We start from the raw sequence: 25,402 nt of genomic DNA, 5'->3' as shown, positions 1-25,402 counted from the left end.
CCGTGCCGCCCCCGACCCGTCGGTCACCTCACTCCCGTACGATCCGCTCGCCGAGCCGCTCCTCGTCGTACGGCAGCCCCGAACGAACCGGCGTCGCGTCCAGCCGGGCCGTGATCACCAGGGTGCCCTCCTCGATCTGGTAGTCGAGGGGCAGGCCCAGTCCGCGCATCGCGGCGACCATGCCGGTGTTGGACGACTGCGTCACGGCGTACACGCTCTCGCAGCCCGCCTCGACCGCCATCGCCACCAGCCGGCCGAGCAGTTCGGCGCCGATGCCCCGGCGCTGCCACTCGTCCTCGACGAGCAGCGCGACCTCCGTCTCGTCCCCGTCCCACAGCAGATGGCCCAGCCCGACGATCCTCCCCGACGCGGTCTGCACGGCGAGCGTCCGGCCGAAGCGCGGGCTGAGCAGGTGGTTGAGGTAGCGGTCGGCGTCCTTCACCGGCCCGTGGTAGCGCATCGACAGGGTGCGCGCCGAGCACCGGTCGTGCATCGCCTTCGCGGCCTGAAGGTCATCGGTGTCGGCCCGGCGCACGGTGATGGCGTTGCCCTGCGGCAGCGTCAGCACGTCCTGGCCACGCGGGACGCGCGGCCCGAGCCGCGCGTCCAGCTCCACCAGGGCCCGCGCCCGCGCGAACTCGGTCGGCGTGAACGGCAGATACGGCCGCTCCACGGTGAGGACTCCGTCTTCCGGTGCTCGCAGCCGCATCACGGTGTCCGCCAGGACGCCCTCCACCGGCACGCCGTCCGCAGCGCGACCCCCGCCGCCCACCGGAGCCGCGGGCAGCGAACGGATCGTGCACCGGCCGAGCAACTGCCGTAGCGCGAGCGGCAGTTCGGCGGCGTCCAGCGCCGTACGCGTGGCCAGTCCCAGGACCCGGGTCGGCGCGTCCACCAGGTCGTGCGCGTCGGCCCGCTCGATCCACGTGCCCGTGCCGCCCGCCTGGCACACCGCCCGGGTCAGCTCAGCCGCCGGGAGCCCGGCCGGAGCCCGGAGCAGGAACTCGTCCACCGTGCCGTCACCCAGCGGATGCGTCTGCAGGCTCAGGATGTCGACCCGGTGCCCGGCCAGCGCCGTGCACAGCGCGGCCAGCGAACCGGGCTCGTCCTTCACCGTCGTCCGCATCCGCCACAGCGCCCCCTCCCCGGACTCCGGATCCGGGTGCTCCGAGGTCGGCGCGGGCTGCCCGGCCTGCCGCTCCGGGGAGGGCGGCCGGGCGCCGGTATCACTGGTCGGCGGTGCGTGACCATGGCGGCGTGACCACCAGATGTGGAACGCCGCCGTGGCGAGCAGCACGATTGCGGAGATCACCAGCAGCGCCGGGCCGTCGGGACCGTGGCCGATCATGTTCGCCACGGCGTCCGCCACCGCGACGGCGGTGAACAGGGCAGCGAGCTCCACGACCTCCCGTCGCCAGTGGTGCACGGGGCGGCCGTGTTTCGCGCGCGTCACATCAGACATGTCTCGACTCATGTACCCACTGTGAAGGAAGGGTGTTGCGTGATCACGAACGCTTTGTGACTGATCGGTAAAGCGTGGATCCGTCCGTATTGTTGCTCTTTTTATGATTGTGTGGCGGCAGGTCAGTGACCTGCGGTGACATGAGTGATCAGCCCACCCTCCGTACCAACCCCGCCCACGTCATGCGGCCCTACCTTCTTTCATGCCGGCTGCCGTCCATGGCTCGGGTGGCTGATCCCCCTGTCCCGCCACTTCTTCCGGACCGCTGATCAGGCTCTGCGGACCATCGCTGGGTAGGGCGAGGACGGGCGGAAGGAGTTGCGCCACAGGCTGTTCGACGAGGGGAGCGTCACCTTGTCCGCCAACGCGGGGTTCGACATCGCCAAGGACTTCCACTGGCTCGCGGTCACCGACGACCGCGGCCGTCAGATCACCAGCCGGCGGGTCGACAACGACCCTGATGCCATCGGCCAGGCGATCGCCGGCCTCAAGGCCGTCCAGACCGAGCACGGCGAACTCACCGTCGGAGTGGACCTGATGGGCTCGGTGGCGGCCCTGCTGACCGCGATGCTGCTCGCTGCCGGCTTCCGTGTGGTCCACGTGCCCGGCCTGGCCGTCAACCGCGCCCGCCGCGGCACGCGCGGCGGGGAAAACAAGTCCGACCCCCGCGATGCCAAGGTCATCGCCGAGCAGGTCATGCTCCGCACCGACCTGCGCCAGGTGCGCCTGCCGGATGAGGCCACCGCCGAGCTGCGGCTGCTGGTGTCCCACCGCACCGTGCTGGTGAAGGAGACCACGGCCCGCATCAACCGGCTGCGTGACCTGCTCGCTTCCATCCACCCCGGCCTGGAGAAGGCCACCGATCCGACGAACAGGTCCAGCCTGCGGCTGCTGGCTCGTTACGTCACACCACAAGAGATCCGCCGGGCCGGAGCGGGACGCATCACCGCATGCCTGCAAGGCGCGGTGTCGGTCAGCCCACCGCCAGGGGCCTGGCCGAGGCCGCGCTCGCCGCGGCCCGTGCTCAGCACACGGCGGTGCCCGGCGAACGCCGCACCGCACAGCTCATCAAGGAACTCGCCGACGACCTGCTCACCGTCAAAGGCCGGCTGAAGACCTTGGAGGCCGAGATCGAGGAGCTGGTCGACGTCCACCCTGACGGGGCCCTCATCCGCAGCCTGCCGGGGATGGGGGCCATCCTGACGGCAGAATTCCTCGCCCTGGCCGGTGAGCATCGCCGCTTTGCCAGCGGTGATGCCTGGCCGCCGCCTGCGGGCCGGCGCCCGTGCCGGCCCAGTCCGGCAAGATCCGCTCCTCGCGCAGCGCACTGGGAGGTGACAAGGCCCTCAAGCGGGTCTTCCACCAGTCCGCGTTCTGCGCCATCCAGCGCGACCCCACCTCGCGGGCCTTCTGCGACCGCAAGCGCAGCGAGGGCAAACGGCATCACCAGGCCCTGATTGCTCTGGCCCGCCGCCGCGTCAACGTCCTCTACGCCATGCTCCGCGACCGCAAACCCTACGAGGCACGGCCCAAAACTGCGTCGTGTGGCTTGACTTCAGCATGAGGCAGCCACCTCCTCGACCAGCGCACTGCGCAGCCGACGCGCCTGCGTCACCACACGTGAGGAGCCACGCCGGGCCGCCGCCTGCGCCAGATGCGGCAGATCGCCGCGCGCCCCCGTCCGCTCGGCGCACTCGGCCGCCACCGCGAGCAGCTCCCCGAGCCCCCGGGTCGGCGGGGCCGCGCCGCCGGTCGTGAGATCGGCGAGCAGCGCGGGCAGCGTCCGGCTCAGCACGCTCCAGATGGTGGCGTTGGCGCCGGTGGCCGCCGCCGTCCGCGCCGACTCGGCCAGCCGCTGCGTCTTCACCGCGCCGCACCGGACCAGCTGCCCGAGGTCCGCGCCCAGCCGGGCCGCGTCCAACTGCCCGCGCGCGGCGAGCACCAGCAGCGCGTCCACGGCGGCGAGCCGGTCCTCCTCATGCCGCGCTCCCAGCCCGTAGGCGAGGCCCAGATGGACGGCCTCGCCCGCCTCGCCGCCGGACTCGGCGAGCGGCGGCAGTGCGGCGGCGGCACCCCGGGAGTCGTCCACGGCGAGGTCGGACAGATCCTGCAGCAACCGTGCCGCCACCAGCTCGCGCCGCTCCGGCAGCAGGGCCGACCAGTGCTGTCGTATGTCGTCGTCCCAGTGGTAGCACCACCGCTTTTTCTGGAAGACGCTCATCGGCCTGCCCAGTGGCCGCAGCTCCGCCGGGAAGTCCTGCTGCAGGTCGGGGACCTCGCCGAGCTCGACCAGGACGCGCGGGCCCGAGGTCCGCCGCCGGACGGTGGGGAGCGCGGGGGCCTCGGAGGTCAGCCAGGCGGCGAGCCGTGTCCCTTCCTCCGTGCCGAGTGCCGCAGCCCGCCGGGCCGCCGATTCGGCCGCCTCCCGGTCCGCGCGGCGCACCCGCAGCAGGGCCTGCGCGAAGTCGGTGGCCGCGACCTGGGCATCCAGGCGCCGGTAGGTGTCGAGGCGTTCGACCAGCTCGGCCGGTTCCAGCAGGCCCGTGCTCCAGGTCGGGGTGGACAGCAGGAAGGGCAGTGGGTCGGTGCGCATCCGGTACGCCACCTCCCACAGGCGGCACTCGAACGCCCGGAACAGGGCACCGTGCACGCAGTCGCGGGAGGCAGACCCGCGCTGGACGTGCGCGTGCAGTGTGGCCGTGCGGAATCTGCCGCGCAGGGTGGCGAGGAGAAGGTCGAGGCCGTCGGCGGCGTCGGACACGGCGCCGTACGCGCTGCCGAAGCTGTCGCCCGACAGGGCCCCGTCGGCGCTGTCCCACCAGCGCCGGGTGATCACCGGCTCCAGGGCTGCCAGCAGGGCGTCGCGGTCCTGGTGTGCGTGGCGGACCAGGCCGTCCAGGGCCCGCTCGAAGCCGGTCACACCCGGCTCGGCGGCCAGCGCCGCCCCCACCTCCTCGGCCAGCTCCATGGCGGACGCGGCGGCGGGGGCCAGACGCGTCGGCTGCGGTGCCGGGGGCAGCAGCTCCTCGTAGCTCGTAGGCTCCGGATCCGCGGGTGCCGCGCCCAGTGTCCCGACCGCCCGGGCGCGCAGGCCGGGAACCAACTGCTCGGCGGCCATGGCCAGGTCCGCCCGCGCCCGAGCCGAGTCGACCTTCTGGACGTGGCGTTCGACCAGCTTCAGTGCCCGCTCCTGGACCTCTGCGTCCTCGTGCCCGAAGGCCTGCGCGACGGCCCGCAGCAGCTCTCCGGCCGCGGACGCGTCCCGCGCGAGCACCTTGCCCAGCAGCACGAGCTGGGCCCGCACGAGCTTCTTCTCGGTGCGGAACAGGACCGCCTCCGACATCTCCGCCAGTTGACGTGGCGCCATCTCGCCGCCCAGCGCCAGACCACCGAGGACGGTCTGGGCGTACGAGGCCACCGTCGACGCCGCGTCCGAGGCCAGTGCCAGCCAGTCGGCCGTCCGCTCCCGCTCCTCGTCCCGGGTGAGCGCGAGGCACTTCAACAACCGCAGGAACACCCGCTGGTCGGCGGTCGGACCACCCCGCAGCAGCCGCGCCACGCACGCGTCGACCGTCGCCCCGCGGTCGAGGGCGCCCTCGACGGTCAGCTGTGCCAGCGCGCCGGTCCAGCTGTCCGGGCCGTCGTGGTTCGGCCACTGGAGCCGGCTGCCGATGTCGTCCGTCTCGAACAGGGCGGCGACGAGCTCCCGCAGGTGCGGGTCCTGCCGCAACCGGTCGAGCAGCGTGCCCCCGCGCTGCCACGAGGCGCGCAGGTGGTCGATCCAGCCCCGGACGTAGGCGTCGGTCGTCGGCACCAGGCAGCCGCAGAGCCGTACCAGACCGGCCATCAGCTCGTACGGCACCAAGGCGGTGACCGGGCGCTGCGCGAGCCGGTGCGTCACATCCGCCAGCCAGTCGGTTTCCCGGTCGCCCAGGACATGCAGCAGCACGCCCGGCGACGTCGGGGACCAGCGCAGGTCGGTGGCCGCGATCCAGTTCGCCACCCCCGCCGCGCCCGTCTGGCAGGCCGCCCCGGCCGCGTGCAGCGCGGGATACGCGCGACGTGCCTCCGCCTCCCAGGGCGCTGCCCGCAACTCCTTGCGCAGCGCCTTCAACTCCGGCACGCATGACCGCCGTTCGGCGTCCGTCATCCCGTCCAGCAGGCCCACCACGTCCGCCGTACGGCCCGCCCGCACCAACTCCATCAGCGCACTCATCGCACACCCCCGTCGACCCGCTCCGGCTGTCCGGCCCGCTCCACGGCGACCCCGCGCCGCACCATGCGCACTGCCAGCGCGTGCTTGCACGGTCCGCGCCCGCCCCGGTACTTCGCCCACCACAGACAGCTGCAGCTCAGCGCCCCCGCCTGCTCGCGCACCCGGTGCGCGTGCCCGTCCTCCGCCGTCACCGTGGCGACGGCCCCGTCCAGGGCCACCGCGCCCGCCGCCACCAGTGCGCGGGCCGACCGCAGTCGCGGGTTGTGCCGCTCCACGCGCTCGGCGTCGTAGGGCAGTTCGCGGTGGAAGTAGGCCGCCTCCGCCACGTCGTACCCGACGCGCCCCGAGGTGCCGAGGCGGACCAGGGCCGCACGGACACGCTGGGCGGTCAGCCCGGAGGCGGCGGCGAGGTCGGAGACGTCGACGCGGGGCTCCCACGCCAGCAGCACCGAGATCAGCTCCGCGTCCTCGGCGGCCTCGTCGGTGGCCAGCGCGTCGAGGACGCCGCCCTCGCCGGAGAACCCGCGTGCGGCGTCGGGGGACAGCGTGAGGGTGAGCCGCATGCCCGGCAGGACGGCCTCCCAGGCGGCGGACGTGGCGGCGGCGTCGCCGGTGACCGCTGGGCCGTACACCCGCAGGGCCGTCGCATGCCGCAGCACCCGCTGGAGGGCGACCAGCCGCTCCGGGCCGGGCAGGCACACCGCGCCGGGCACGGCCCGGGTGCTCGGCCGCAGCCCTCGGCCGGTCGGCACCACCCAGCGGGCGCCGCCCGACGCGCCACGCCCGCCGCCCCGGGGCAGCGACCGCAGGAACCGCACCGCCTCGGCGGCCGGCAGCTCCGCCCGCAGGTCGAAGCCGGCGGCGATGACCTGGGCCTCGGCGAAGCCCCGCAGCCAGCGGTCGGGAAGCGGCACCTTCTTCTCCACGACCGGGCCGCCCAGCGTGGTCACCGCCAGCTGGTCCGGGCCGACCCGGAGGTGGAGCGGGTCGGTGGAGCCGATTCTCGACAGCGCCTCGCGCAGCGGGTTGTTGACGTCGACGTTCGTCGTCCCGTGCCCCACCGTGTCGCCGTCGAGGCCTGCCTCCAGGACGTCGAGGCGCGCGTACACCCCGCCGCAGCCGGAGAACGACTCGAAGCGAAGCCGGTCGCCGTTGCCCGTCACCACCGGGTCGAGCGAGGCGCGCAGCTGCCGCTGGTAGTACCGCGCGGCCGCCACGTCCGCCACCGCCAGCAGCCCTGCCGCAGCCACTTGAGGCGCTGTCAGAAACCCCGCGAAGAACTGCGGATGGTCCCGCACGCCCGAGGGCGTCGCACCTCGTGAGGTCTCCAGACCCAGGCGCTGTCCGTCCGCCGCGGACTCCAGCACGGAGGGTCGCCGATAGGCCACGGCCTGCAAAGATCGCGTCATGGGAAAACCGTAGAGGCGACCACTGACAATCGGCTCCGACCTGCGAAAGCACCGCGGAAGCAGCAGAGTTGAGGCGGATACGACCGTGCCGCGCACCAGGGGATGACGCCGGTGCGCGGCACGCGTTCCCGAGGGTACGGGAGCTACTGCCCGACCCGCCCCGGCTGCAGCACCTTCGTGAACAGCACCGTGCCGTCCTGCTCGCGCAGGCGGACCGTCAGCTCGGCGGTGTCGCCGTCGATGTCGACCTCGCCGAAGAACTGGTAGCCGTTCGCGGGGGAGACGTTGGCCGTCGTCGGCGCCTTCACGAACACCCGCTCCGGACCGAACGTGTTGTCGAGCGCGTTCGCCGGAAAGGCACCGGCGTTGAGCGGGCCGGACACGAACTCCCAGAACGGCTCGAAGTCCGTGAACGCCGCCCGCGACGGCTGGTAGTGCTGCGCCGAGGTGTAGTGCACGTCGGCCGTCACCCACACCGTGCCCGTGATCCGCCGGTGCTTGATGAACCGCAGCAGTTCGGCGATCTGCAGCTCACGGCCGAGCGGGGCGCCCGGGTCGCCCTGCGCGACCGCCTCGATGTTCGGCTTGCCGTCCCCGGTGTCCGGCACGACCAGGCCGAGCGGCATGTCGGAGGCGATCACCTTCCATACCGCCCGCGACCGGGACAGCTCCCGCTTGAGCCACTGCAACTGCTCGCGGCCGAGAATGCCCTGTGCGTCGGTGGTCTGGTCGTCCGTCGAGTTGGCGTTGCGGTAGGTGCGCATGTCCAGGACGAAGACGTCCAGCAGCGGGCCGTAGTGCTGCACCCGGTAGATCCGGCCGTCGGGGCGGCGCAGCGTCGATATGGGGAAGTACTCCGAGAACGCCTGCCGGGCACGCGCGGCGAGCACGTCGACGTTCTTCTCCGTGTACCGGCTGTCGGTGAGGATCTCGCCCGGGTACCAGTTGTTGGTGACCTCGTGGTCGTCCCACTGGATGATGGACGGCACCTGGGCGTTGAACGCGCGCAGGTTCTCGTCCAGCAGGTTGTAGCGGAAGTTGCCGCGGAACTCCGCCAGCGTCTCGGCGACCTTCGCCTTCTCCTCGGTGGTGATGTTCCGCCAGGTCCGCCCGTCGGGCAGCGCCACGGTCTCGGTGAGCGGCCCGTCGGCGTAGACGTTGTCGCCGCTGCAGATGAAGAAGTCCGGGTCCAGGGCGGCCATCGCCTCGTAGATCCGGTAGCCGCCGAGTTCCGGGTTGATGCCCCAGCCCTGGCCCGCCAGATCACCGGACCAGACGAACCGCACGCCGTCGCGGCGCCGGGCGGGCGCCGTACGGAAGGTGCCGGTCACCGGCTCGCCGGCGCGGCGCGGGTCGTCGGGGTCGGCCAGCAGCACGCGGTAGTGGATCTGCTCGCCGGGCGGCAGGCCGCGCAGCAGGGTCCTGCCGGTGAAGTCGGAGTCCTTGCCGAGCAGCGGGCCATACCATCTGCGCGGGTTGCGGAACGACTCGGTCGCGGAGGTCTCGACGATCATCCGGGCCGGGCGGTCGGAGCGCACCCACACCAGTCCGGAGTGTGCGGTCACGTCGCCCGTCTGCACGCCCCAGCCCGCCTTCGGACGCCCCGACAGGGCGAGGGCCGGCGCCGCGCCGGGACCGACGGGCAGAGTCAGGGCCGCCGACGCGGCGAGAGAGCCGCGCAGGACGCTGCGGCGGCCGGGCAAGGGTCGGTGTGACATGGGTGCGCCTCCAGGACAGGACGGAATCCGGCCAGTTGCCATGCCACAACTACTGGCACGTCGCAGCGCACACGCAAACCAGGAGTGAACAACGGGCCGCGGGGACACGGGGAGCGACATGTGACACCTGGGGGCGGTTGTGACACAGGGGGCAGCCGACGCCTCCCCTACGCGCCCCGTACCGCCTCCGCCATCACCCGCACCCCCTCCCCAATCCGCCCCGGCGACACATGCGCGTACCCGAGAACAAGCCGCACTGCCGCGTCCCCGCCCCCCGAGGCGCCCGCACGCGCGTACATGCACTCCGACAGTGTCCGTACGGCGATCCCAGCCGCCCCCACGCGCGCGAGGAACCGCTCCTGCGGCCCGTACCGCTCCGGCAGCGTCGCGATGACGTGCAGTCCCGCCGCGATCCCGGACACCTCGGCGCCGGGGAAGTGCTCGTCGAGCGCGGCCACCAGGGCGTCCCGCCGTTCGCGGTACGCGCGCTGGCAGCGCCGCAGCTGCCTGTCGTAGTCGCCGCGCTCCAGGAACCGGGCGAACAGCGCCTGGTCGAGGGCGGGATGGCCGAGGTCGAGGGCCCGCTTGCGGGCGATGACCTCGTCGGCCAGCCACTCCGGTACCAGAAGCCAGCCGAGCCGCAGTCCCGGGGCGAGGGACTTGCTGACGGACCCCATATAGGCGACGCGTTCGGGGTCGAGGCCCTGGAGCGCTCCCACGGGCGCCCGGTCGTAGCGGAAGTCGCCGTCGTAGTCGTCCTCCAGGACGAGCCCGTCCACCGACCGCGCCCAGTCGAGCAGTTCGGCGCGGCGCTGGGCCGAGTACGCGATCCCGGTCGGGTACTGGTGCGCCGGCGTCGTCACCACGGCCCGCACCGCGGACGACCGCAGCGGTGCCATGGCGAGCCCCTCGTCGTCCAGCGGCAGCGGCGCGGAGGTGACGCCGGCCGAGGCGTACACGCCGTCGTGCTGGGGGCTGCCGGGATCCTCGACGCCGATCGTGTGGATCCCGCGCGCGTGCAGCACGACAACGAGCAGCGTCGTCGCCTGGGTCACGCCCGAGACGACCACGATCCGCTCCGGGTCGGCGACCACACCCCGGCGGCGGCCCAGCAGCTCGGCGAGTGCGATGCGCAGCCTGGGCAGGCCGCGTGGATCGGGATAGCCGAGGTCGTGGTGCGGCAGCTCCGCCAGCACCTGGCGCTGGGCGGCGGCCCAGGCGGCGCGCGGGAACAGTGACAGGTCCGGCGTCCCCGGCACGAAGTCGGCGCGCGCACCGGTGGCGCGGGGAGCGAGGTCACGCGCGCGCGGGTGTGCGGCCCGTACGGCGTCGCCCACCCAGGTCCCCGCACCCCGGCCGCTGCGCAGATAGCCCTCCGCCGTGAGCTGCTCGTACGCCTCCGTGACGAGCCCGCGCGACACCCCGAGGTCGGCCGCGAGGTCACGGCTGGACGGCAGCCGGGTGCCCGGCGCGAGCCGACCGGAGCGGACCGCCGACCGCAGCGCGGCCTGCAACGAACGGCCACGCGTGCGTGCGGGCGCCGAGGCGGCGGGCAGCAGCAACTCCCAGGCAGCGGAGCCCATGTGTTCCGCCCCGTCGGTCTGCGGGGGCTCCGAGGGCTTCATGGAGGGGACATTAGCTGGCGCAGACCGAGGGGCCCTGGAGCCGGGTGTTCGTCCTGGAGGAGGTCCTCAGGGTGTCTCTCCCGCGACGGACCGGCTGCCGTCGAGCAGCACGCGCGCGACGAGTGCCGGGTCGTCGTTCATCGGGACGTGACCGCAGCCGGGCAGCCGTATCAGCCGGGCCTTGGGCAGGACGTACTTGGCGCGGATTCCCTGCCGGGGCACCAGCAGCCGGTCCCGGCTGCCCCAGGCCACGGTCACCGGGATCCCGGTGATGTCGTCGGTGAACTGCACGTCCCGGCCGCTGCGGAGGGTCTCCGAGAACCCCTGGGCACGGGCCAGCGCGAGCGTCTCGGCCACCACCGCTTCGGGTGAACGGCGACCCGGGCGGGCGTAGATGGTGCTCGTCAGCAGCGTACGGCCCACCGCGGGGCGGGCGAGCGTCTCGACGACGGGCGGCGGCATCCGCCGGGCGAGCTGCCGCATCGCGACGAGCACGGCGAAGGCGTAGCGCCGCTCCGCCTGCGACCAGAACCCGGCGGGAGACAGGGCCGTGACGGACCGTACGAGCTTGTCCCGGCCGAGCCGGAGGGCCAGCAGGCCGCCCAGCGAATTGCCCGCCACATGCGGCCGTTCGAGCCCCAGTGCCTCGCACAGCGCGGCGAGCACGGCGGTCATCGTCGGCAGGTCGTGCGCCAGGCCGTCCGGGAGCGCCGGGGACTCCCCGAACCCCGGCAGATCCACGGCGATCACGTCCCGTTCGACGGCCAGGACGGGGACGACCGGGTCCCACGCCTGCCGGTGGTGACCTATGCCGTGCAGCAGGACCAGCGGTTCACCGGTGCCCACGCGCGCGTACGCCAGGCTCAGGCTGCGCGGGCCCTGCGGGGTGGGAACCTTGAAGGAGACGGTGGCGGACATACAGCTCCTCGCGGAGGACGGGGGCGGGCCCCGACTCCCGGGGCCGTCGATGCTGTAGACACCTTGTCAGCAACGGCTACCGACGGGTAGCCCCCGTCACCGCCCAACAGATGGACATGACCGGACGGGTCGGATGGGATGAGGTGGTGACCGCCGACACCGCCACCGAGGTCTTCGAAGAGCACCGCTCCGTCCTGCTGGGCGTCGCCTACCGCATGCTCGGGCGTGTCGCCGACGCCGAGGACGTGGTGCAGGACGCCTGGCTGCGCTGGTCGGGCGCCGACCGCGCCGACGTGCGCGACCCGCGCGCGTACCTGGTGCGCGTCACCACCCGCCTCGCCCTCGACCGGCTGCGCCAGATCAAGACCCGCAACGAGGCGTACGTCGGCCCGTGGCTGCCGGATCCGTACCTCACCGAGTTCGGGGACACGGCCCCCGACACAGCGGAGCGGGCCGTGCTCGCCGACTCCGTCTCCCTCGCCGTCCTCGTCGTACTGGAGTCGCTGTCGCCGCTGGAACGGGCGGTGTTCGTCCTCCGGGAGGCCTTCGGCTACCCCTACGCCGACATCGCCGCCATGCTCGACCGTGCCGAGCCCGCCGTACGGCAGCTGGCCGGGCGCGCCCGTCGGCACGTCGAGGAGCGGCGGCCGCGCTACGACGTCGACCCCGCCCGGCGCCGCGACCTCACCGAGCGGTTCCTGGCCGCCGCCGCGGACGGCGACCTCGACGGGCTCATGGCGCTGCTCGCGGCCGACGTCCGCCTCGTCGGCGACAGCGGCGGCAAGGCGAAGGCGCCGCTGCGGGTGCTGCAGAGCGCCGACCACGTGGGCCGCTTCCTCGTCGGCGCCGCCCGCAAGGGCATTCCCGACATGTCGTACCGCTTCCTGGAACTCAACGGCGGTCCCGCGGTCCTCGTCCTGACTGGCGACAAGCCCGACTCCGTGTTCCAGCTGGACGTCTGCGACGGACGCGTCCAGGCCGTCTACGTCATCCGCAACCCCGACAAGCTGCGATCACTGGCCACCGCGTAGACGCCGTTGTGTCACGTCTGCGGCGTGGTGCGAACGGCCCATGAACGCTCGGCCGCACCGCACTCTGTGCAGCGCCTGAGGGATCGAGGATTGGTCTTGACCAAGGGTGAGGGCCGTCCTATGGTCGCAGATAAGTACAACAACCTTTAATAAACAAGGGCGCTAAAACGCCGCCGGATCACGGCGATTGCGGAGGACAGGGTGGGGACCACGCAGCTGGAATCGGTGCCGGAACCTAAGTACTGGCATCTCAAGACCGTGCTCACGGAGGCACTGGACTCCGAGTTCTCGGTGGGCGAGATCCTGCCCAACGAGCGCGACCTCGCCGCCCGCTTCGGCGTCGCCCGCGCCACGCTCCGCCAGGCCCTGGAACAGCTGGAACTGGAAGGCAGACTGCAGCGCCGCCGCGGTGTCGGTACGACCGTCGCCCCGCCGCGCGTGGGCGTGGCGGTCGGCACCGAACAGCACGCCTGGCCCGGCGCGCCCGGTGACGCCTGGCAGGCCGCGGACTGCACCGTCGCGGCCCCGCCGGCCGCGGTCGCCGACGCCCTGGAGACCGGCCGCGACGAGCCCGTGCACATCGTGCGCCGCACCCGTACGACGCACGGCCAGCCCGTCGCCGCCGAGCTGCTGTACATCCCCGAGTCGTCGGTGCCCGACCTGTCCGCCATCGACGCCCCGTCCGGACCGGCACGCGCGCGTGCGGTGCTGCGCGAGCTGCAGCACCTGGAGCTGGAGGGGCAGGACCGCGCCGTCGAACTCGGCTCGGCCCGCGCCGACGACGCCAAGGAACTCGACCGCCTGCCGGGCGCCCCGGTCCTCGTCGTCACCACCCGCTTCCATGCCGCCGGACGCACAGCGGCGGTCTCCGTCGCGACGTACCGCGCCGACACGTGCCGGTTGACCTTCGGCGACTCGGGTGGGGTGGAGATCCACGAGGACCCCCAGCGCCGGGCGTCCTGAACGCCGTAGGGCCTTTCGTACGGCGCCGTGGAGGGGCCTGCTCCGGGGCGCCGTACGTCCCTCGACACGGGCGTCTGTTCCGTGGGGACGTTCGACGAGCCGCCCCTCACCGCCGCGCCGTCACCGTGCCCTCCACGGCGAACAGCTGCTCCTCCACATGGTCCAGGGCCAGCCGCAGCGCCCCGGTCGCCACAGCCGCCTCCCCCAGCAGCGACAGCGTCACCTTCGGCGGCCGCAGACAGTACCGCGCCAGCTCCCGCCGCAGCGGATCCAGTACGCCGTCCAGTCCCGCCGCCCAGCCGCCGATGACGACCAGCTCCGGGTCGAGCGCCAGCACGAGCGCGGCCACGTCGTGCACGAGCCGTTGGATGAACCGGTCGACGGCGGCCATGGCCCGCTGGTCGCCCTCGCGGGCCTGCGCGAACACCTTGGCGACGGCCTGCTCGTCCAGCGGGTGCAAAGGCTCGTCCGTGGTGGACAGCAGCGTCTCCGGCGTCGCCTCCCGGCCCAGCAGATGCAGCGCGCCGATCTCACCGGCCGCCCCGCCGTACCCCCGGTGCAGCCGCCCGCCGATCAGCGCGCCGGCGCCCGGGCTCAACCCCGCCAGCACGAACACCACGTCGTCGGACTCGGTCGCCGACCCCTTCCAGTGCTCGGCGACCGCCGCCGCGTTGGCGTCGTTCTCCACCAGCACCGGGCACTTGAAGGAGCGGCCCAGCCGTTCCCCGAGCCGCAGCCCCGTCCAGCCGGGCAGCGCGGTGCCCAGCCGCACGGTCCCGTCCGCCTCGACGATCCCGGGCGTGGCCACCCCCACCGCCCGCAGCGAACTCCGTGCGACCCCGGCCCGGCGCAGCAGCTCCGCGACGGCGGTGCGCAGCCGCTCCAGCCGCTCGTCGGCGTGCGCGGTCTCGTCGACGTCCTTGGCCTGCGCGCCGACGATCCGCCCGTCCAGGTCCGCGAGCAGCGCGGCGACCCGGTGCGGCCCGATCTCCAGCCCCAGCAGATGCCCGGCCTCGGCCCGGAACCTGAACCGCCGCGCCGGGCGCCCCTGACGCCGCGCGGCACCCTCCTCGGCCGCCTTCTCCACCACGAGACCGGCCTCGATCAGCCCCTCGACGACCCCCTCGACGGTCGGCCGGGACAGCCCGGTCACCCGGGTGATCTCCGTCAGCGTCGCGCAGTCCGTGGCACGCAGCGCGTGCAGCACCACCGCGGAATTGATCCTTCGCAGCAGCGAGGGATCCCCGCCGGTCAGCCGCCCCAACGTCCGTCCTCCCAGCTTGTGCGCGTGTTGGCCGGATCGTACTCGGCACCGCGGACAGCGGCGAGTGCCGTAAGCCCCCAGTCCACCGAGGCCCGGGGCAGCCGGGCGAGAACCTGGGGCAGCCGGGGGAGACGAACCCCGACTCGTACGCCGTGATCACCGCCTGGGTGCGGTCCCGCGCCCCGAGCTTCGCCAGCACCGAGCTGACGTGCGACTTGACCGTCTCCGTGCCGACGAGCAGGTGCGCGGCGATCTCCGCGTTCGACAGTCCACGGGTCATCAGCCGCAGCACCTCCGCCTCCCGCTCGGTCAGCTGCGCCCGCTCCAGCACGGCCCGCGCCGCCGGGTTCCCACCCCCGTCGCCGTGCTCGGCGGCGAGTTGCCGCACCGACGCCGGGAACAGCAGCGACTCGCCCTCGGCGACCAGCCGCACCGCGTGCACGATCTCCGCCGGCCGGGCCCGTTTCAGCAGGAACCCGTCGGCACCCGCCCGCAGCGCCTCGTAGACGTACTCGTCGTTCTCGAAGGTCGTCACCACCAGGATCTTCGGCGGATCCGGCACGGTCCGCAGCACCACGCGCGTGGCCTCGATGCCGTCGAGCAGCGGCATCCGTACGTCCATGGCGACCACGTCGGGCCGCAGTCGCCGTACCAGCGGGATCACCGCCGCCCCGTCGGCCGCCTCCCCGACCACCTCGATGTCCGGCTGCGCCTCCAGCACGGCCCGCAGGCCCGCGCGTACGAGGGGTTCGTCGTCGACGAGGAGAACGGTGACCGGCATCCGGCCAGCGTAGATCAGCCCAGCGGCAGCTCGACGTGCACCTGCCAGTCACCGTCGTCGGGGCCCGTGTGCGCCCGGCCGCCCAGCAGCGCCGCCCGCTCCCGTATCCCGCGCAGCCCGCTGCCCCGACCGGGTCCGGGTATCGGCGCCGGCAGCGGATTGCGGACCTCCAGGTCCAGACGGCCGTCCGCGACCGCGAGCCGAACCCGCGCCGGGACACCGCCCGCGTGCCGCAGCACGTTCGTCAGCGCTTCCTGAAGGATGCGGTAGCCCTCCCGGGAGACCGGCCCCGGCACCGTGGCCAGCGGTCCGGTGAACTCGGCGTCGACCTTCGTCCCGGAGGCGCGCGCGGACTCCAGCAGCCGGTCCGCCTCGACGAGCGTCGGACGGCTGCTCACCGGACGCTCCGCCTCGCGCAGGATGCCGAGCACCCGGTCCAGGTCCTCCAGCGCGGCCCGCCCGGTCTCCTCGATCGCGCCGAGCGCCCGGTCCGTGAACGCCGGATCGCCCGCCGCACGCGCGGCGCCCGCCTGCACCACCGCCACGGTCAGCGCGTGCCCTATGGAGTCGTGCAACTCCCGCGCGATCCGGTTGCGTTCCAGCAACTGCTCGGTGCGCTCCTCCAGGGCGGCCAGCCGCTCGGCCGCCGACGGCCCGAGGAGGCGGCGTGCGAGCGCGGTGATCAGCTCGCCGAGCCCCACCACGCCGCCGTACATCGCCAGGAGGGGGAGCGGCACCAGGAAGGCGTAGGCCCAGTGGGGTTCGACGATCCGCAGGATCGGGTTGTCGTACGGCCGGGTGCCGAGCGCCGCCGAGGCCAGGTCGACGGCGAGGATCGGCGACCACACGGTCATCAGCGCGGTCACCGCGGCCAGGCCCATCCGGACCTCCAGCCACAGCACGGTCCGCAGCCGGTCGCCCCAAGTCGCCGACGGCGCGGTGGAGATCCCCGAGTCCCGCGCGTCCGGGGTCAGCATGAACTGCGCCTGCAGCCCCTCGCCGCGCCGCACGGCCGGGATCAGGCCGACCGGGATCAGCAGCACCGCGGGCACCCACGGCCGTGACATGTCAATGAACAACCACACGCCGGCCAGCAGCACCGGAACGCACAGGTGCAGCAGGCGCGTGTACGTCGTCCCGCGCAGCAGCGGGCGCAGAAGGCGGACCATCGCCTCATCGTGCCAGCCGCCACTGACATTGATACTCGTAGCGGCTTCCGGCGGTCGTGGCTCTGCCACTGACTGACGCCCTGCTGGGCTGTCTTCGCGTTGTTCTGTCCGACCGCCGGAGCTGGTTCTCATGGCTCCGGCCGGGCGGACCATGACCTGATAGGAGCACTGCGGGCCCATGCCGACCGACACCCTGGACGCTACGGCTGCAGACCGAGCATCTGGGGTCGATTCAACAAGTCAGGAGCATCAACGGGCCTCCCCCGAGCGGGGGAGACGACCTCCTCGCACAGGGGAGGCCCGGCCCCCGGGCCGGCGGTCAGGCTGAGGCCATGACCAGCATCGACGTCCGAGACCTCACCAAGGAGTACGGCACCCGGCGCGCCGTCGACCACCTCACCTTCACCGTCGAGCCCGGCCGGGTCACCGGCTTCCTCGGCCCCAACGGCGCCGGAAAGTCCACCACCATGCGGCTGGTGCTCGGCCTCGACCGGCCGACCTCCGGCACCGCGACCATCGGCGGCCGTGCCTACGCCACGCTGCACGAACCGCTGCGCGAGGTCGGCGCCCTGCTCGACGCCCAGGCCGCGCACGGCTCGCGCACCGGACGCGACCATCTGCGCACCCTCGCCGCGAGCAACCGCATCCCGGTGCGCCGGGTGGACGAGGTACTGCAGGAGACGGGCCTGGCCACCGCCGCCCGCCGCCGGGTGAAGACGTACTCCCACGGCATGCGCCAGCGCCTCGGCATCGCGGCCGCCCTGCTCGGCGACCCGCCCGTCGTCCTGCTCGACGAGCCCTCGAACGGCCTCGACCCGGAGGGCATCATCTGGATCCGCACGCTGCTGCGCCGACTCGCCGACGAGGGCCGCACGGTGCTGGTCTCCAGCCATCTGATGAACGAGACCGCGTCGTTCGCCGACCACCTGGTCGTCCTCGGCAGGGGAAGGCTCCTCGCCGACATGCCGATGCGGGAGTTCGTCCACGCGCGCGTGCAGCCCCGCGTCCGGGTGCGGACCACGGAGGACGCCGCGCTGCGGGAACTGCTCGCCCGGCACGGCTACGAGGCCGCCCCGGGCGACGGCGGCGGGTGGATCGTGCAGCACGCGCGCGTGGAGGACATCGGCCGCCTCGCCTCCGGGGCACGGCTGCCCGTCCTCGAACTCGCTGCCGAGGAAGGCACCTTGGAACAGGCCTATCTGGATCTGACCGCCGCCGACACCGAGTTCACGGCCCAGCCCCAGGAGGCCTGACCATGCCCTTCACTCCCGTCCTGCACGCCGAGTGGCTGAAGATCCGCACCCTGCACTCCCTGTACGGCGCCCTGGTGGCGCTGTTCGCCGTGACGACGGCGTTCTCCGCGATCGCGGCCACGGACGGCAGCGGCGACCCCGAATCCGATCCCCTGTTCACGGCGTTGCTCGGGATGGTGCCCGGCCAGATCGCCGCCGTCGCCTTCGGTGCCCTCGCCGTCTCCTCCGAACTCACCGGCGGCGGGCTGCGACTCGCCCTCGCGGCGGTGCCGCAGCGGGGGCGATGGTTCACGGCCAAGCTGACCGCCATCGCCGTACCGGTGTTCCTCGTCGGACTGGTCACCGGAGGCGCCTCGCTGGCCGTCGCCCGCGCGGGCATGGGTGCGGCGGCGGACGGACTCACCGCAGGCGAGCAACTGCGCGGCGTCCTGGGCAGCGGCGTCTATCTCGCGTTGATGGCCCTGTTCGCGGCCGGACTCGCGGCTCTGCTGCGCAGCGGGATCGGCGCGCTCAGCATCCTGATCCCCTTTCTGCTGGTCGTGTCCTTCGTGATCGGGGACGCCGCGGGCGGCCTGACCGACTTCCTGCCGGACCGCGCCGGCCAGGTCGTCCTGCACAGCACGTGGGACGGGACCCTGGGCCCGTGGACCGGGCTCGCCGTGACCGCGCTGTGGACGGCGGGCGCGGTGCTGGCGGGTGCGTGGAGCGTTCGACGGCGGGACGCATGACGCGCCGCCAATTGTCAGTGGCGCCGGGTTTACTGGGTTCATGAACATCGCAGGGTGCCTGGACACGATTGACCGGCTGTGCTCGCGCCCCTTTCCGGCGGAGCACGGCTGGTCGGACGTCGGCCGAGAAGGACCGGGCTACTACATAACGGAGTTAGGAGCCGCGGACCCCTACTGCGCGCATGGGGAGCGCACGGCCGAGGATGTCGAAGCCTTCAGGGAGGGGATCGCCCGGCGACTCAACGAGCGATGGGGGGCGAATCCCCTGTGGGGCATGCTCACCCTCCGGGTGCGCGGTGAGCGGGGCGAGGAGATACCGGAGCCGTGGGCGAGCATCAGCGCCCTGGCGGACGACCTGTACGTATGGCAGGCGACCGGAACGGGCCGATGGGTCGCGCTCGGTGTCGCCGACGGCGACGAGACGGACCCGGCCCGACTGCTCGCCGTCGTCACGGAGGTGGACCCCGAGTGACTGGCTGGCCCTGGGCACGAGGTGGGTGCGAGTGATCGGCTCGGCGATCGAGATCGCCCGGACAAGCCCAGCCCTGTGCACGAGACGGCTCCGCTTGGGTGCCGGTCAGTCCTCCGCGGCCACCCGCAGCCGCGCGAACTCCTCCGCCATCGTCTGAGCCGTCCAATGCGCGTTCAGCCCGGAGGGATTGGGCAGCACCCACACGCGCGTGTCGCCGATCGTCCGCACCTGCGGTCCCACCCTCGCCGTGCGGTCGTCGAAGGCGGCCCGGTACGCGGTGACGCCCACCACCGCCAGCCAACGCGGCCGCAGCCGGGCCACCTTCAGCGACAGCAGCCGTCCGCCCTCGCGGTACTCCTCCGCGCTCAACTCGTCGGCCCGAGCAGTCGCCCGCGCCACCACGTTCGTGATGCCGAGGCCGTACGACAGCAACTCGCCCTGCTCGGACGGCTTCATCAGCCGGGGCGTGAAGCCGGACAGATGCAGCACCGGCCAGAAGCGGTTGCCGGGGCGGGCGAAGTGGTGGCCCGTCGCCGCGGTCATCAGACCGGGGTTGATGCCACAGAACAGCACGCGCAGGCCGTCCGCGACCACGTCCGGCACCAGACGGTCGCGGGCGGCCTCCAACTCCTCCGGGGTGAAGCGCGTCAGAGGATCGCTCCCGGCGTGTAACCCGCCGCCTCCGGGCGCTGCTTCACGATCTCCTCGATCCGGCCGACCACCGCCCCCACCTGGTCGGCGGCGGCACCGGTGAAGGACAGCTTGTCGGCCATCAGCTCGTCCAGCTGTGCCCGGTCGAGCGGGATGCGCTCGTCGGCGGCGAGCCGGTCCAGCAGCTCGTTGCGCTCGGCACCCTGCTCACGCATGGCGAGGGCGCACGCCACCGCGTTCTCCTTGATCGCCTCGTGTGCTACCTCACGGCCGACGCCCGCCCGCACCGAGGCCATCAGCACCTTGGTCGTCGCCAGGAACGGCAGATAGCGGTCCAGCTCCCGCGCCACGACCGCCGGGAACGCCCCGAACTCGTCCAGCACCGTGAGGAACGTCTCCAGCAGCCCGTCCAGCGCGAAGAACGCGTCCGGCAACGCGACCCGGCGCACCACCGAGCAGGACACGTCGCCCTCGTTCCACTGGTCGCCCGCCAGCTCGCCGGTCATCGAGGCGTAGCCGCGCAGGATCACCATCAGGCCGCCCACGCGCTCGCAGGAGCGGGTGTTCATCTTGTGCGGCATCGCGGAGGAGCCGACCTGACCCGGCTTGAAGCCCTCGGTCACCAGCTCGTGCCCGGCCATCAGCCGGATCGTCTTCGCCAGCGACGACGGAGCGGCGGCCAGCTGCACCAGCGTGGTGACGACCTCGTAGTCGAGCGAGCGCGGGTAGACCTGGCCGACCGAGGTGAAGGCCTGCGAGAAGCCCAGGTGCCCGGCGATCCGCTGCTCCAGCTGCGCGAGCTTGACGGCGTCCCCGCCGAGCAGGTCCAGCATGTCCTGCGCAGTGCCGACCGGGCCCTTGATGCCGCGCAGCGGGTAGCGGCCGAGCAGCTCCTCGATCCGGCCGTAGGCGACCAGCAGCTCGTCGGCGGCGGTCGCGAACCGCTTGCCCAGGGTGGTGGCCTGCGCGGCGACATTGTGCGAGCGCCCGGCCATGACCAGCTCGCCGTACTCACCGGCCAGCTTGCCGAGGCGCGCCAGCACGGCCACCGTACGGTCGCGCATCAGCTCCAGCGAGCGCCGGATCTGCAGCTGCTCGACGTTCTCGGTCAGGTCGCGGGACGTCATGCCCTTGTGCACGTGCTCGTGCCCGGCGAGGTCGTTGAACTCCTCGATCCGCGCCTTCACGTCGTGCCGCGTGACCTTCTCGCGCTCGGCGATGGCGGCCAGGTCGACCTGGTCGAGGACGCGCTCGTAGTCGGCGATCGCCGCGTCCGGCACCTCGATCCCGAGGTCCTGCTGGGCCCGCAGCACGGCGAGCCAGAGCTGCCGCTCCAGCCTCACCTTCTGCTCGGGCGACCAGAGCGTGGCGAGCTCGGCGGAGGCGTAGCGTCCGGCGAGGACGTTCGGGATACGGGGCTTGGCGGGCGCAGAAGTCACGTAACCGGATTCTACTGGCGGTTTGTGCAGGCCAGCGCCACGGGTGCGTTCGTCGGAACCTACAAGGCGGTCCCCAGGGAGCCCGCCAGGCCATCCCTACCCGGCCGACTCGGCCAACTCCGCCAGTACGTCCGCATGGCACAGCTCCGGCGCACACCAGCAGGCCAGCGTCCGCCCGCGCAGCCCCGGCACCAGATCGAGCAGCTCCGGGCGCTCCAGCAGATACGCCCGGTACATCGCCATCACCTCGGCCCGGGTGCCGTCCCGCTTCTTCGTGGCCGTGTCGTAGGCGAACGGGTTGTACAGCGGGTGCCGGGGCAGGTCCCAGCCGCCCAGGGTCCAGCGACGGCCGACGTACACGATGTCCGCAGGGGCGTGTTCCAGCCGGGGACCGACGTCGTGGATCCGGCCCCTGAGGTTGATCACCCGGGCGGTCACGGTGGACCTACGCCGGATCCTCGTACGGCAGCAGCTCGGGGCGCTTCGGCGGGCGGCCGTCCCCGGAGGAGCGGCCCGTGAGCCGACGTCCTATCCACGGGACCAGATGCTGCCGGGCGAACCGGACGTCCGCCACCCGGCGCGTCACCCACCCCGGCGGCAGCGTGGCCGGCAGCGGCACCCGCCAGTGGGGGTCCTCGGCCTCGTACCCGAGCGCCTGCCACACCGCTTCCGCGACCCGGCGGTGTCCCTCGGCCGTCAGGTGCAGCCGGTCCACGTCCCACAGGCGCGGGTCAGTCAAGGACGCCGCCCCGTACAGGCCGACCACCACCGCGCCGTGCCGCGCGGCCAGCTCGTCGACGCAGGCGAACAGCTCCTCCATGCGCGGCCGGAACCGCTCCAGCACCGGGCCCTGCCGTCCGGGGCTGCGCATCAGCACCAGCTGCTTGCAGGCCGGGGCAAGCCGCTCAACGGCCTCCTCCAGCAGCCCGCGCACCCGGCCCATGTCGCACTTGGGCCGCAGGGTGTCGTTGAGCCCGCCGACGAGGGTGATCACGTCGGCGCCCATGGCGGTCGCCACGTCCACCTGCTCGTCGACGATCTGCCCGATCAGCTTGCCGCGCACGGCGAGGTTGGCGTACCGGAAGCCGGGCGTGCGCGCGGCCATCCGTGCCGCGAGGAGGTCGGCCCAGCCCCGGTAGGTGCCGTCGGGCAGCAGGTCCGACATGCCCTCGGTGAAGGAGTCGCCGACCGCGACCAGGCTGGTGTATGTGGGTGAGGCGTTCGTCTGCATGGCGTCGGAGATGGTATCCCGAGGCGCATACCCGCCGGTCGGTCACCTCCCCGCCCCCACGGCCACCGCCCGGCCACGAGCCTCACGCCCACTGCCCGAACAGCTCCCGCAGCACGTCCTCCATGGTCACCAGCCCCGCCAGCCGCCCGTCCGAGCCCAGCACGGCCGCCAGATGCGTACGGCTGCCGCGCATCGCGGTGAGGACGTCGTCCAGCGGCGTGGTCTCCCGCACGCGCGCGATGGACCGCATGTCGCGCAGCCGGAACGGCAGGTCCCGCGGCATGGCGTCCAGCGCGTCCTTCACATGCAGATAGCCGACGATCCGGCGCCCCTCGTCCACGACGGGGAAGCGGGAGAACCCGGACTGGGCCGACAGCCCCTCCAGCTCCTCCGGAGTGACACCCACGCGCGCGTACACGACACGCTCCAGCGGCAGTACGACATCCCGCACGGGCCGGTGACCCAGTTCGAGGGCGTCGTGCAGCCGTTCCTGCGCCCGGTCGTCGATCAGCCCGGCGGCACCGGAGTCCTGGACCATCCGGGCCAGCTCGGCGTCCGAGAAGCTCGCCGTGACCGCGTCCTTGGTCTCGATCCGCAGCAGCTTCAGCAGCCCGTTGGCGAGCGCGTTGATCGTGAAGATCACCGGCCGCAGCGCCCGGGACAGCGCGACCAGCGGCGGCCCGAGCAGCAGCGCGCTGCGCACCGGCTCGGCGAGCGCGATGTTCTTCGGCACCATCTCCCCGAGCAGCATGTGCAGATACGTCGCCAGGGTCAGCGCGATCACGAAGGACACCGCGTGTCCCGCACCGCTCGGCACGCCCATCGCGTGGAACACCGGCTCCAGCAGATGCGCGATCGCGGGTTCCGCGACCACACCGAGCACCAGGGTGCTCAAGGTGATGCCGAGCTGCGCGGCCGCCATCAGCGCGGACACGTGCTCCAGTCCCCACAGCACGCTCTTGGCGCGCCGGTCGCCCCGCTCGGCGTACGGCTCGATCTGGGAGCGGCGCACGGAGATCAGCGCGAACTCGGCGCCCACGAAGAAGGCGTTCACGACCAGCGTCACCAGACCGATCAGCAGCTGTACGGCGGTCATGCCTGCGCCTCCTTCTCGTCGTCCAGGGGCGCGTGCAGCAGGACGCGCGCCGCCCGGCGCCCGGAGGCGTCCAGCACCTCGAACCGCCAGCCGGCGACCTCCACGGTGTCACCGACGGCCGGAATGCGGCCGAGCTCAGCGGCAACAAGACCGGCCAGCGTTTCGTACGGCCCCTCCGGCGGGCGCAGGCCGACGCGCGCCAGCTGGTCCATGCGGGCGGCGCCGTCCGCCGAGTACAGGGCGTGGCCGTCCTCGTCGGCGCCGGCGGCGGCGAGGTCGGGTGTCTCGTGCGGGTCGTGCTCGTCGCGCACCTCGCCGACGACCTCCTCGACGATGTCCTCCAGCGTCGCCACACCGGCCGTACCGCCGTACTCGTCGATCACCACGGCCATCGTGCGCTTGCCGGACAGCCGGTCGAGGAGCCGGTCCACGGTCAGCGACTCGGGGACGAGCAGCGGTTCGCGCATCATGTCGGCGACCGGCACCCGGGGTCGGCGCTCGGCGGGCACGGTCAGGATGTCCTTGATGTGGGCGGTGCCCACGACCGAGTCGAGGCTGCCGCGGTAGACCGGGAACCGGGACAGGCCCGTCGCCCGGGTCGCGTTCGCCACGTCCTCGCAGGTCGCCTGCACGTCGAGGGCGACGACCTGGACGCGCGGCGTCATCACGTTCTCCGCGGTGAGGTCCGTGAGTTTCAGGGTGCGGACGAACAGCTCGGCGGTGTCCGGCTCCAGGGCGCCCTCCCGGGCGGAGTGCCGGGCGAGCGCGGCCAGTTCCTGTGGCCCGCGCGCGGAGGCCAGCTCCTCGGCGGGCTCGATGCCGAGGCGGCGCACCAGGCGGTTCGCCGTGTTGTTGAGGTGGGTGATGAACGGCCGGAAGACCGCGCTGAACCAGCGCTGCGCGTTGCCCACCCGCCTGGCCACGGCCAGCGGCGAGGAGATCGCCCAGTTCTTGGGCACCAGCTCGCCCACCACCATCAGGAACACCGTCGACAGCGCCGTGCCCAGCACCAGCGCGATCGAGGACGCCGTGGTCCGCGAGATGCCGATGCCGCGCAGCGGGCCCGCGATCAGCCGCGCGATGGACGGCTCGGCGAGCATGCCGATCACCAGGTTGGTGACGGTGATGCCGAGCTGCGCCCCGGAGAGCTGGAAGGTGAGATTCCGTACGGCCTTCAGGGCACCGGAGGCGCCGCGCTCGCCGTGCTCGACGGCGCGTTCCAGCTCGCCGCGCTCGACCGTGGTCAGCGAGAACTCGGCCGCGACGAAGACGCCACAGGCGAGCGAGAGCAGGACCGCCACCAGCAGGAGCAGCACTTCGGTCATCGGGTCACCCCCGTCCCAGGATCCGTCAGGGCAGGGAGGATCGCGCGATGTCCGGTACTGGGAGGCTCGCCCATGGGCGGACGCTCACACCTTTCACTGAGGGTGGGTCGGATCCTGGGAGGACCGAGTGGCCCTCCCAGGGTAAAGGGTCGGTAAAGGGCGTCAGGATTCCGTCAGCGGCTTCACCCAGCGCCGCCACTGCTCCTCCGGCGAGTACCCCGCCGCACGCCACGCGTGCTGCGCGGTCGCGTTCCGGGTCAGCACCATCGCGTCGCCGCGTCGCCCGCCGAGTCCTACGAAACGTTCCTCGGCGGCGGCCAGCAGCGCGCCGCCGATGCCCTGGCGGCGGTGCTCCGGGTGCACGGCGAGCCGGTAGAGGTGGCAACGCCAGCCGTCGAAGCCCGCGATCACCGTGCCGACCAGCTCGCCCTGCCGCTCGGCCAGGATCAGCGCCTCGGGGTCGCGGGCGACCAGCCTCTCCACGCCGTCGCGGTCGTCGCTGATGCTGGTGCCCTCGGCGGCGGTCTTCCAGAAGGCCAGCACGGTGTCCAGGTCGTCGGGTTTCGCGGCCCGTATCCGCAGGTCGGTCATGGCCTGATCCCATCACCGGCGATCTGGCACCGCCCCCGATTTCCAGCATCCGGACCGACG

Annotated in this window: 22 protein-coding genes and 1 pseudogene; 7 read left to right on the top strand and 16 right to left on the bottom strand. The window is 72.9% G+C overall.

Annotation, left to right across the window (positions count from 1 at the left end; all coding sequences use genetic code 11):
- Positions 1-28 precede the first annotated feature (28 nt).
- A complete protein-coding gene (locus KWI83_RS12945; RefSeq protein WP_218514470.1) occupies positions 29-1,462 on the bottom strand; it encodes a GNAT family N-acetyltransferase in 1,434 nt (477 codons plus the stop codon).
- 354 nt (positions 1,463-1,816) lie between these two features.
- Here KWI83_RS12945 and KWI83_RS12940 point away from each other — a divergent pair, with 354 nt between their 5' ends.
- Together KWI83_RS12940 and KWI83_RS12935 are read left to right on the top strand one after the other, a co-directional pair.
- Positions 1,817-2,575, top strand: coding sequence for a transposase (locus KWI83_RS12940; protein WP_218514469.1), 759 nt, complete (start codon positions 1,817-1,819; stop codon positions 2,573-2,575).
- A gap of 145 nt (positions 2,576-2,720) precedes the next feature.
- Positions 2,721-3,026, top strand: coding sequence for a transposase (locus KWI83_RS12935; RefSeq protein WP_256362198.1), 306 nt, complete (start codon positions 2,721-2,723; stop codon positions 3,024-3,026).
- Here KWI83_RS12935 and KWI83_RS12930 read toward each other — a convergent pair.
- From KWI83_RS12930 to KWI83_RS12910, 5 genes are all read right to left on the bottom strand, one after another.
- Positions 3,018-5,678, bottom strand: a complete 2,661-nt coding sequence (locus KWI83_RS12930) for a DUF6493 family protein (protein ID WP_218514467.1) — start codon at positions 5,676-5,678, stop codon at positions 3,018-3,020. The genes KWI83_RS12935 and KWI83_RS12930 overlap by 9 nt on opposite strands.
- Positions 5,675-7,087, bottom strand: a complete 1,413-nt coding sequence (locus KWI83_RS12925) for an SWIM zinc finger family protein (RefSeq protein ID WP_218514466.1) — start codon at positions 7,085-7,087, stop codon at positions 5,675-5,677. The genes KWI83_RS12930 and KWI83_RS12925 overlap by 4 nt, the downstream gene beginning before the upstream one ends.
- A gap of 143 nt (positions 7,088-7,230) precedes the next feature.
- The gene (locus KWI83_RS12920) at positions 7,231-8,805 is read right to left on the bottom strand and encodes an alkaline phosphatase (protein ID WP_218514465.1); all 1,575 of its coding nucleotides are present in this window, start codon (positions 8,803-8,805) and stop codon (positions 7,231-7,233) included.
- 167 nt (positions 8,806-8,972) lie between these two features.
- Positions 8,973-10,430, bottom strand: a complete 1,458-nt coding sequence (locus KWI83_RS12915; protein ID WP_256362145.1) for a PLP-dependent aminotransferase family protein — start codon at positions 10,428-10,430, stop codon at positions 8,973-8,975.
- 66 nt (positions 10,431-10,496) lie between these two features.
- Positions 10,497-11,348: an alpha/beta fold hydrolase gene (locus KWI83_RS12910; protein WP_218514464.1), complete on the bottom strand. Its 852-nt coding sequence runs from the start codon at positions 11,346-11,348 to the stop codon at positions 10,497-10,499.
- Positions 11,349-11,494: 146 nt separating this feature from the next.
- On the opposite strand from KWI83_RS12910, the gene KWI83_RS12905 reads away from it, so the two are divergent.
- Together KWI83_RS12905 and KWI83_RS12900 are read left to right on the top strand one after the other, a co-directional pair.
- Entirely contained in the window at positions 11,495-12,379 is an 885-nt protein-coding gene (locus KWI83_RS12905; RefSeq protein ID WP_218514540.1) for an RNA polymerase sigma-70 factor, read from the top strand.
- Between the two features lie 201 nt (positions 12,380-12,580).
- A complete protein-coding gene (locus KWI83_RS12900) occupies positions 12,581-13,342 on the top strand; it encodes a GntR family transcriptional regulator (RefSeq protein WP_218514463.1) in 762 nt (253 codons plus the stop codon).
- A gap of 106 nt (positions 13,343-13,448) precedes the next feature.
- On the opposite strand, the gene KWI83_RS12895 is transcribed toward KWI83_RS12900, so the two are convergent.
- From KWI83_RS12895 to KWI83_RS12885, 3 genes and pseudogenes are all read right to left on the bottom strand, one after another.
- Positions 13,449-14,606, bottom strand: a complete 1,158-nt coding sequence (locus KWI83_RS12895; RefSeq protein WP_218514462.1) for an ROK family transcriptional regulator — start codon at positions 14,604-14,606, stop codon at positions 13,449-13,451.
- Positions 14,607-14,727: 121 nt separating this feature from the next.
- Positions 14,728-15,387 (bottom strand): annotated as a pseudogene (locus tag KWI83_RS12890) (response regulator); the annotation flags it as partial.
- Between the two features lie 14 nt (positions 15,388-15,401).
- A complete protein-coding gene (locus KWI83_RS12885) occupies positions 15,402-16,556 on the bottom strand; it encodes a sensor histidine kinase (protein WP_218514461.1) in 1,155 nt (384 codons plus the stop codon).
- Positions 16,557-16,888: 332 nt separating this feature from the next.
- Here KWI83_RS12885 and KWI83_RS12880 point away from each other — a divergent pair, with 332 nt between their 5' ends.
- From KWI83_RS12880 to KWI83_RS12870, 3 genes are read left to right on the top strand one after another with little or no spacing between them, the layout of a single operon-like run.
- A complete protein-coding gene (locus KWI83_RS12880; protein ID WP_218514460.1) occupies positions 16,889-17,809 on the top strand; it encodes an ABC transporter ATP-binding protein in 921 nt (306 codons plus the stop codon).
- Between the two features lie 2 nt (positions 17,810-17,811).
- Complete coding sequence (locus KWI83_RS12875; protein WP_218514459.1) at positions 17,812-18,537, top strand: ABC transporter permease; 726 nt, start codon at positions 17,812-17,814, stop codon at positions 18,535-18,537.
- Positions 18,538-18,577: 40 nt separating this feature from the next.
- Positions 18,578-19,009, top strand: a complete 432-nt coding sequence (locus KWI83_RS12870) for a hypothetical protein (protein WP_218514458.1) — start codon at positions 18,578-18,580, stop codon at positions 19,007-19,009.
- 105 nt (positions 19,010-19,114) lie between these two features.
- Here KWI83_RS12870 and mug read toward each other — a convergent pair whose 3' ends face one another.
- The 7 genes from mug to KWI83_RS12835 form a co-directional block, all read right to left on the bottom strand.
- The gene (mug, locus tag KWI83_RS12865) at positions 19,115-19,660 is read right to left on the bottom strand and encodes a G/U mismatch-specific DNA glycosylase (protein ID WP_218514539.1); all 546 of its coding nucleotides are present in this window, start codon (positions 19,658-19,660) and stop codon (positions 19,115-19,117) included.
- Entirely contained in the window at positions 19,657-21,099 is a 1,443-nt protein-coding gene (gene purB, locus KWI83_RS12860; protein WP_218514457.1) for an adenylosuccinate lyase, read from the bottom strand. The genes mug and purB overlap by 4 nt, the downstream gene beginning before the upstream one ends.
- A 96-nt stretch (positions 21,100-21,195) precedes the next feature.
- Positions 21,196-21,537, bottom strand: coding sequence for a DUF4326 domain-containing protein (locus tag KWI83_RS12855; protein ID WP_218514456.1), 342 nt, complete (start codon positions 21,535-21,537; stop codon positions 21,196-21,198).
- A gap of 7 nt (positions 21,538-21,544) precedes the next feature.
- A complete protein-coding gene (locus KWI83_RS12850; RefSeq protein WP_218514455.1) occupies positions 21,545-22,330 on the bottom strand; it encodes an SGNH/GDSL hydrolase family protein in 786 nt (261 codons plus the stop codon).
- A gap of 82 nt (positions 22,331-22,412) precedes the next feature.
- Positions 22,413-23,426 carry a hemolysin family protein gene (locus KWI83_RS12845; RefSeq protein ID WP_218514454.1) on the bottom strand — a complete coding sequence of 338 codons (1,014 nt, stop codon included), beginning with the start codon at positions 23,424-23,426 and terminating at the stop codon, positions 22,413-22,415.
- On the bottom strand, positions 23,423-24,751 hold the full coding sequence (locus KWI83_RS12840; RefSeq protein ID WP_218514453.1) for a hemolysin family protein: 1,329 nt from the start codon (positions 24,749-24,751) through the stop codon (positions 23,423-23,425). Before KWI83_RS12840 ends, KWI83_RS12845 begins: the two co-directional genes overlap by 4 nt.
- Positions 24,752-24,913: 162 nt before the next feature.
- Complete coding sequence (locus KWI83_RS12835; RefSeq protein ID WP_218514452.1) at positions 24,914-25,342, bottom strand: GNAT family N-acetyltransferase; 429 nt, start codon at positions 25,340-25,342, stop codon at positions 24,914-24,916.
- Positions 25,343-25,402 lie beyond the last annotated feature (60 nt).

It is taken from the genome of Streptomyces sp. TRM70350, assembly GCF_019219825.1.
Taxonomy (GTDB): Bacteria; Actinomycetota; Actinomycetes; order Streptomycetales; family Streptomycetaceae; genus Streptomyces.
This window is presented reverse-complemented; position numbering and strand designations above follow the sequence as displayed.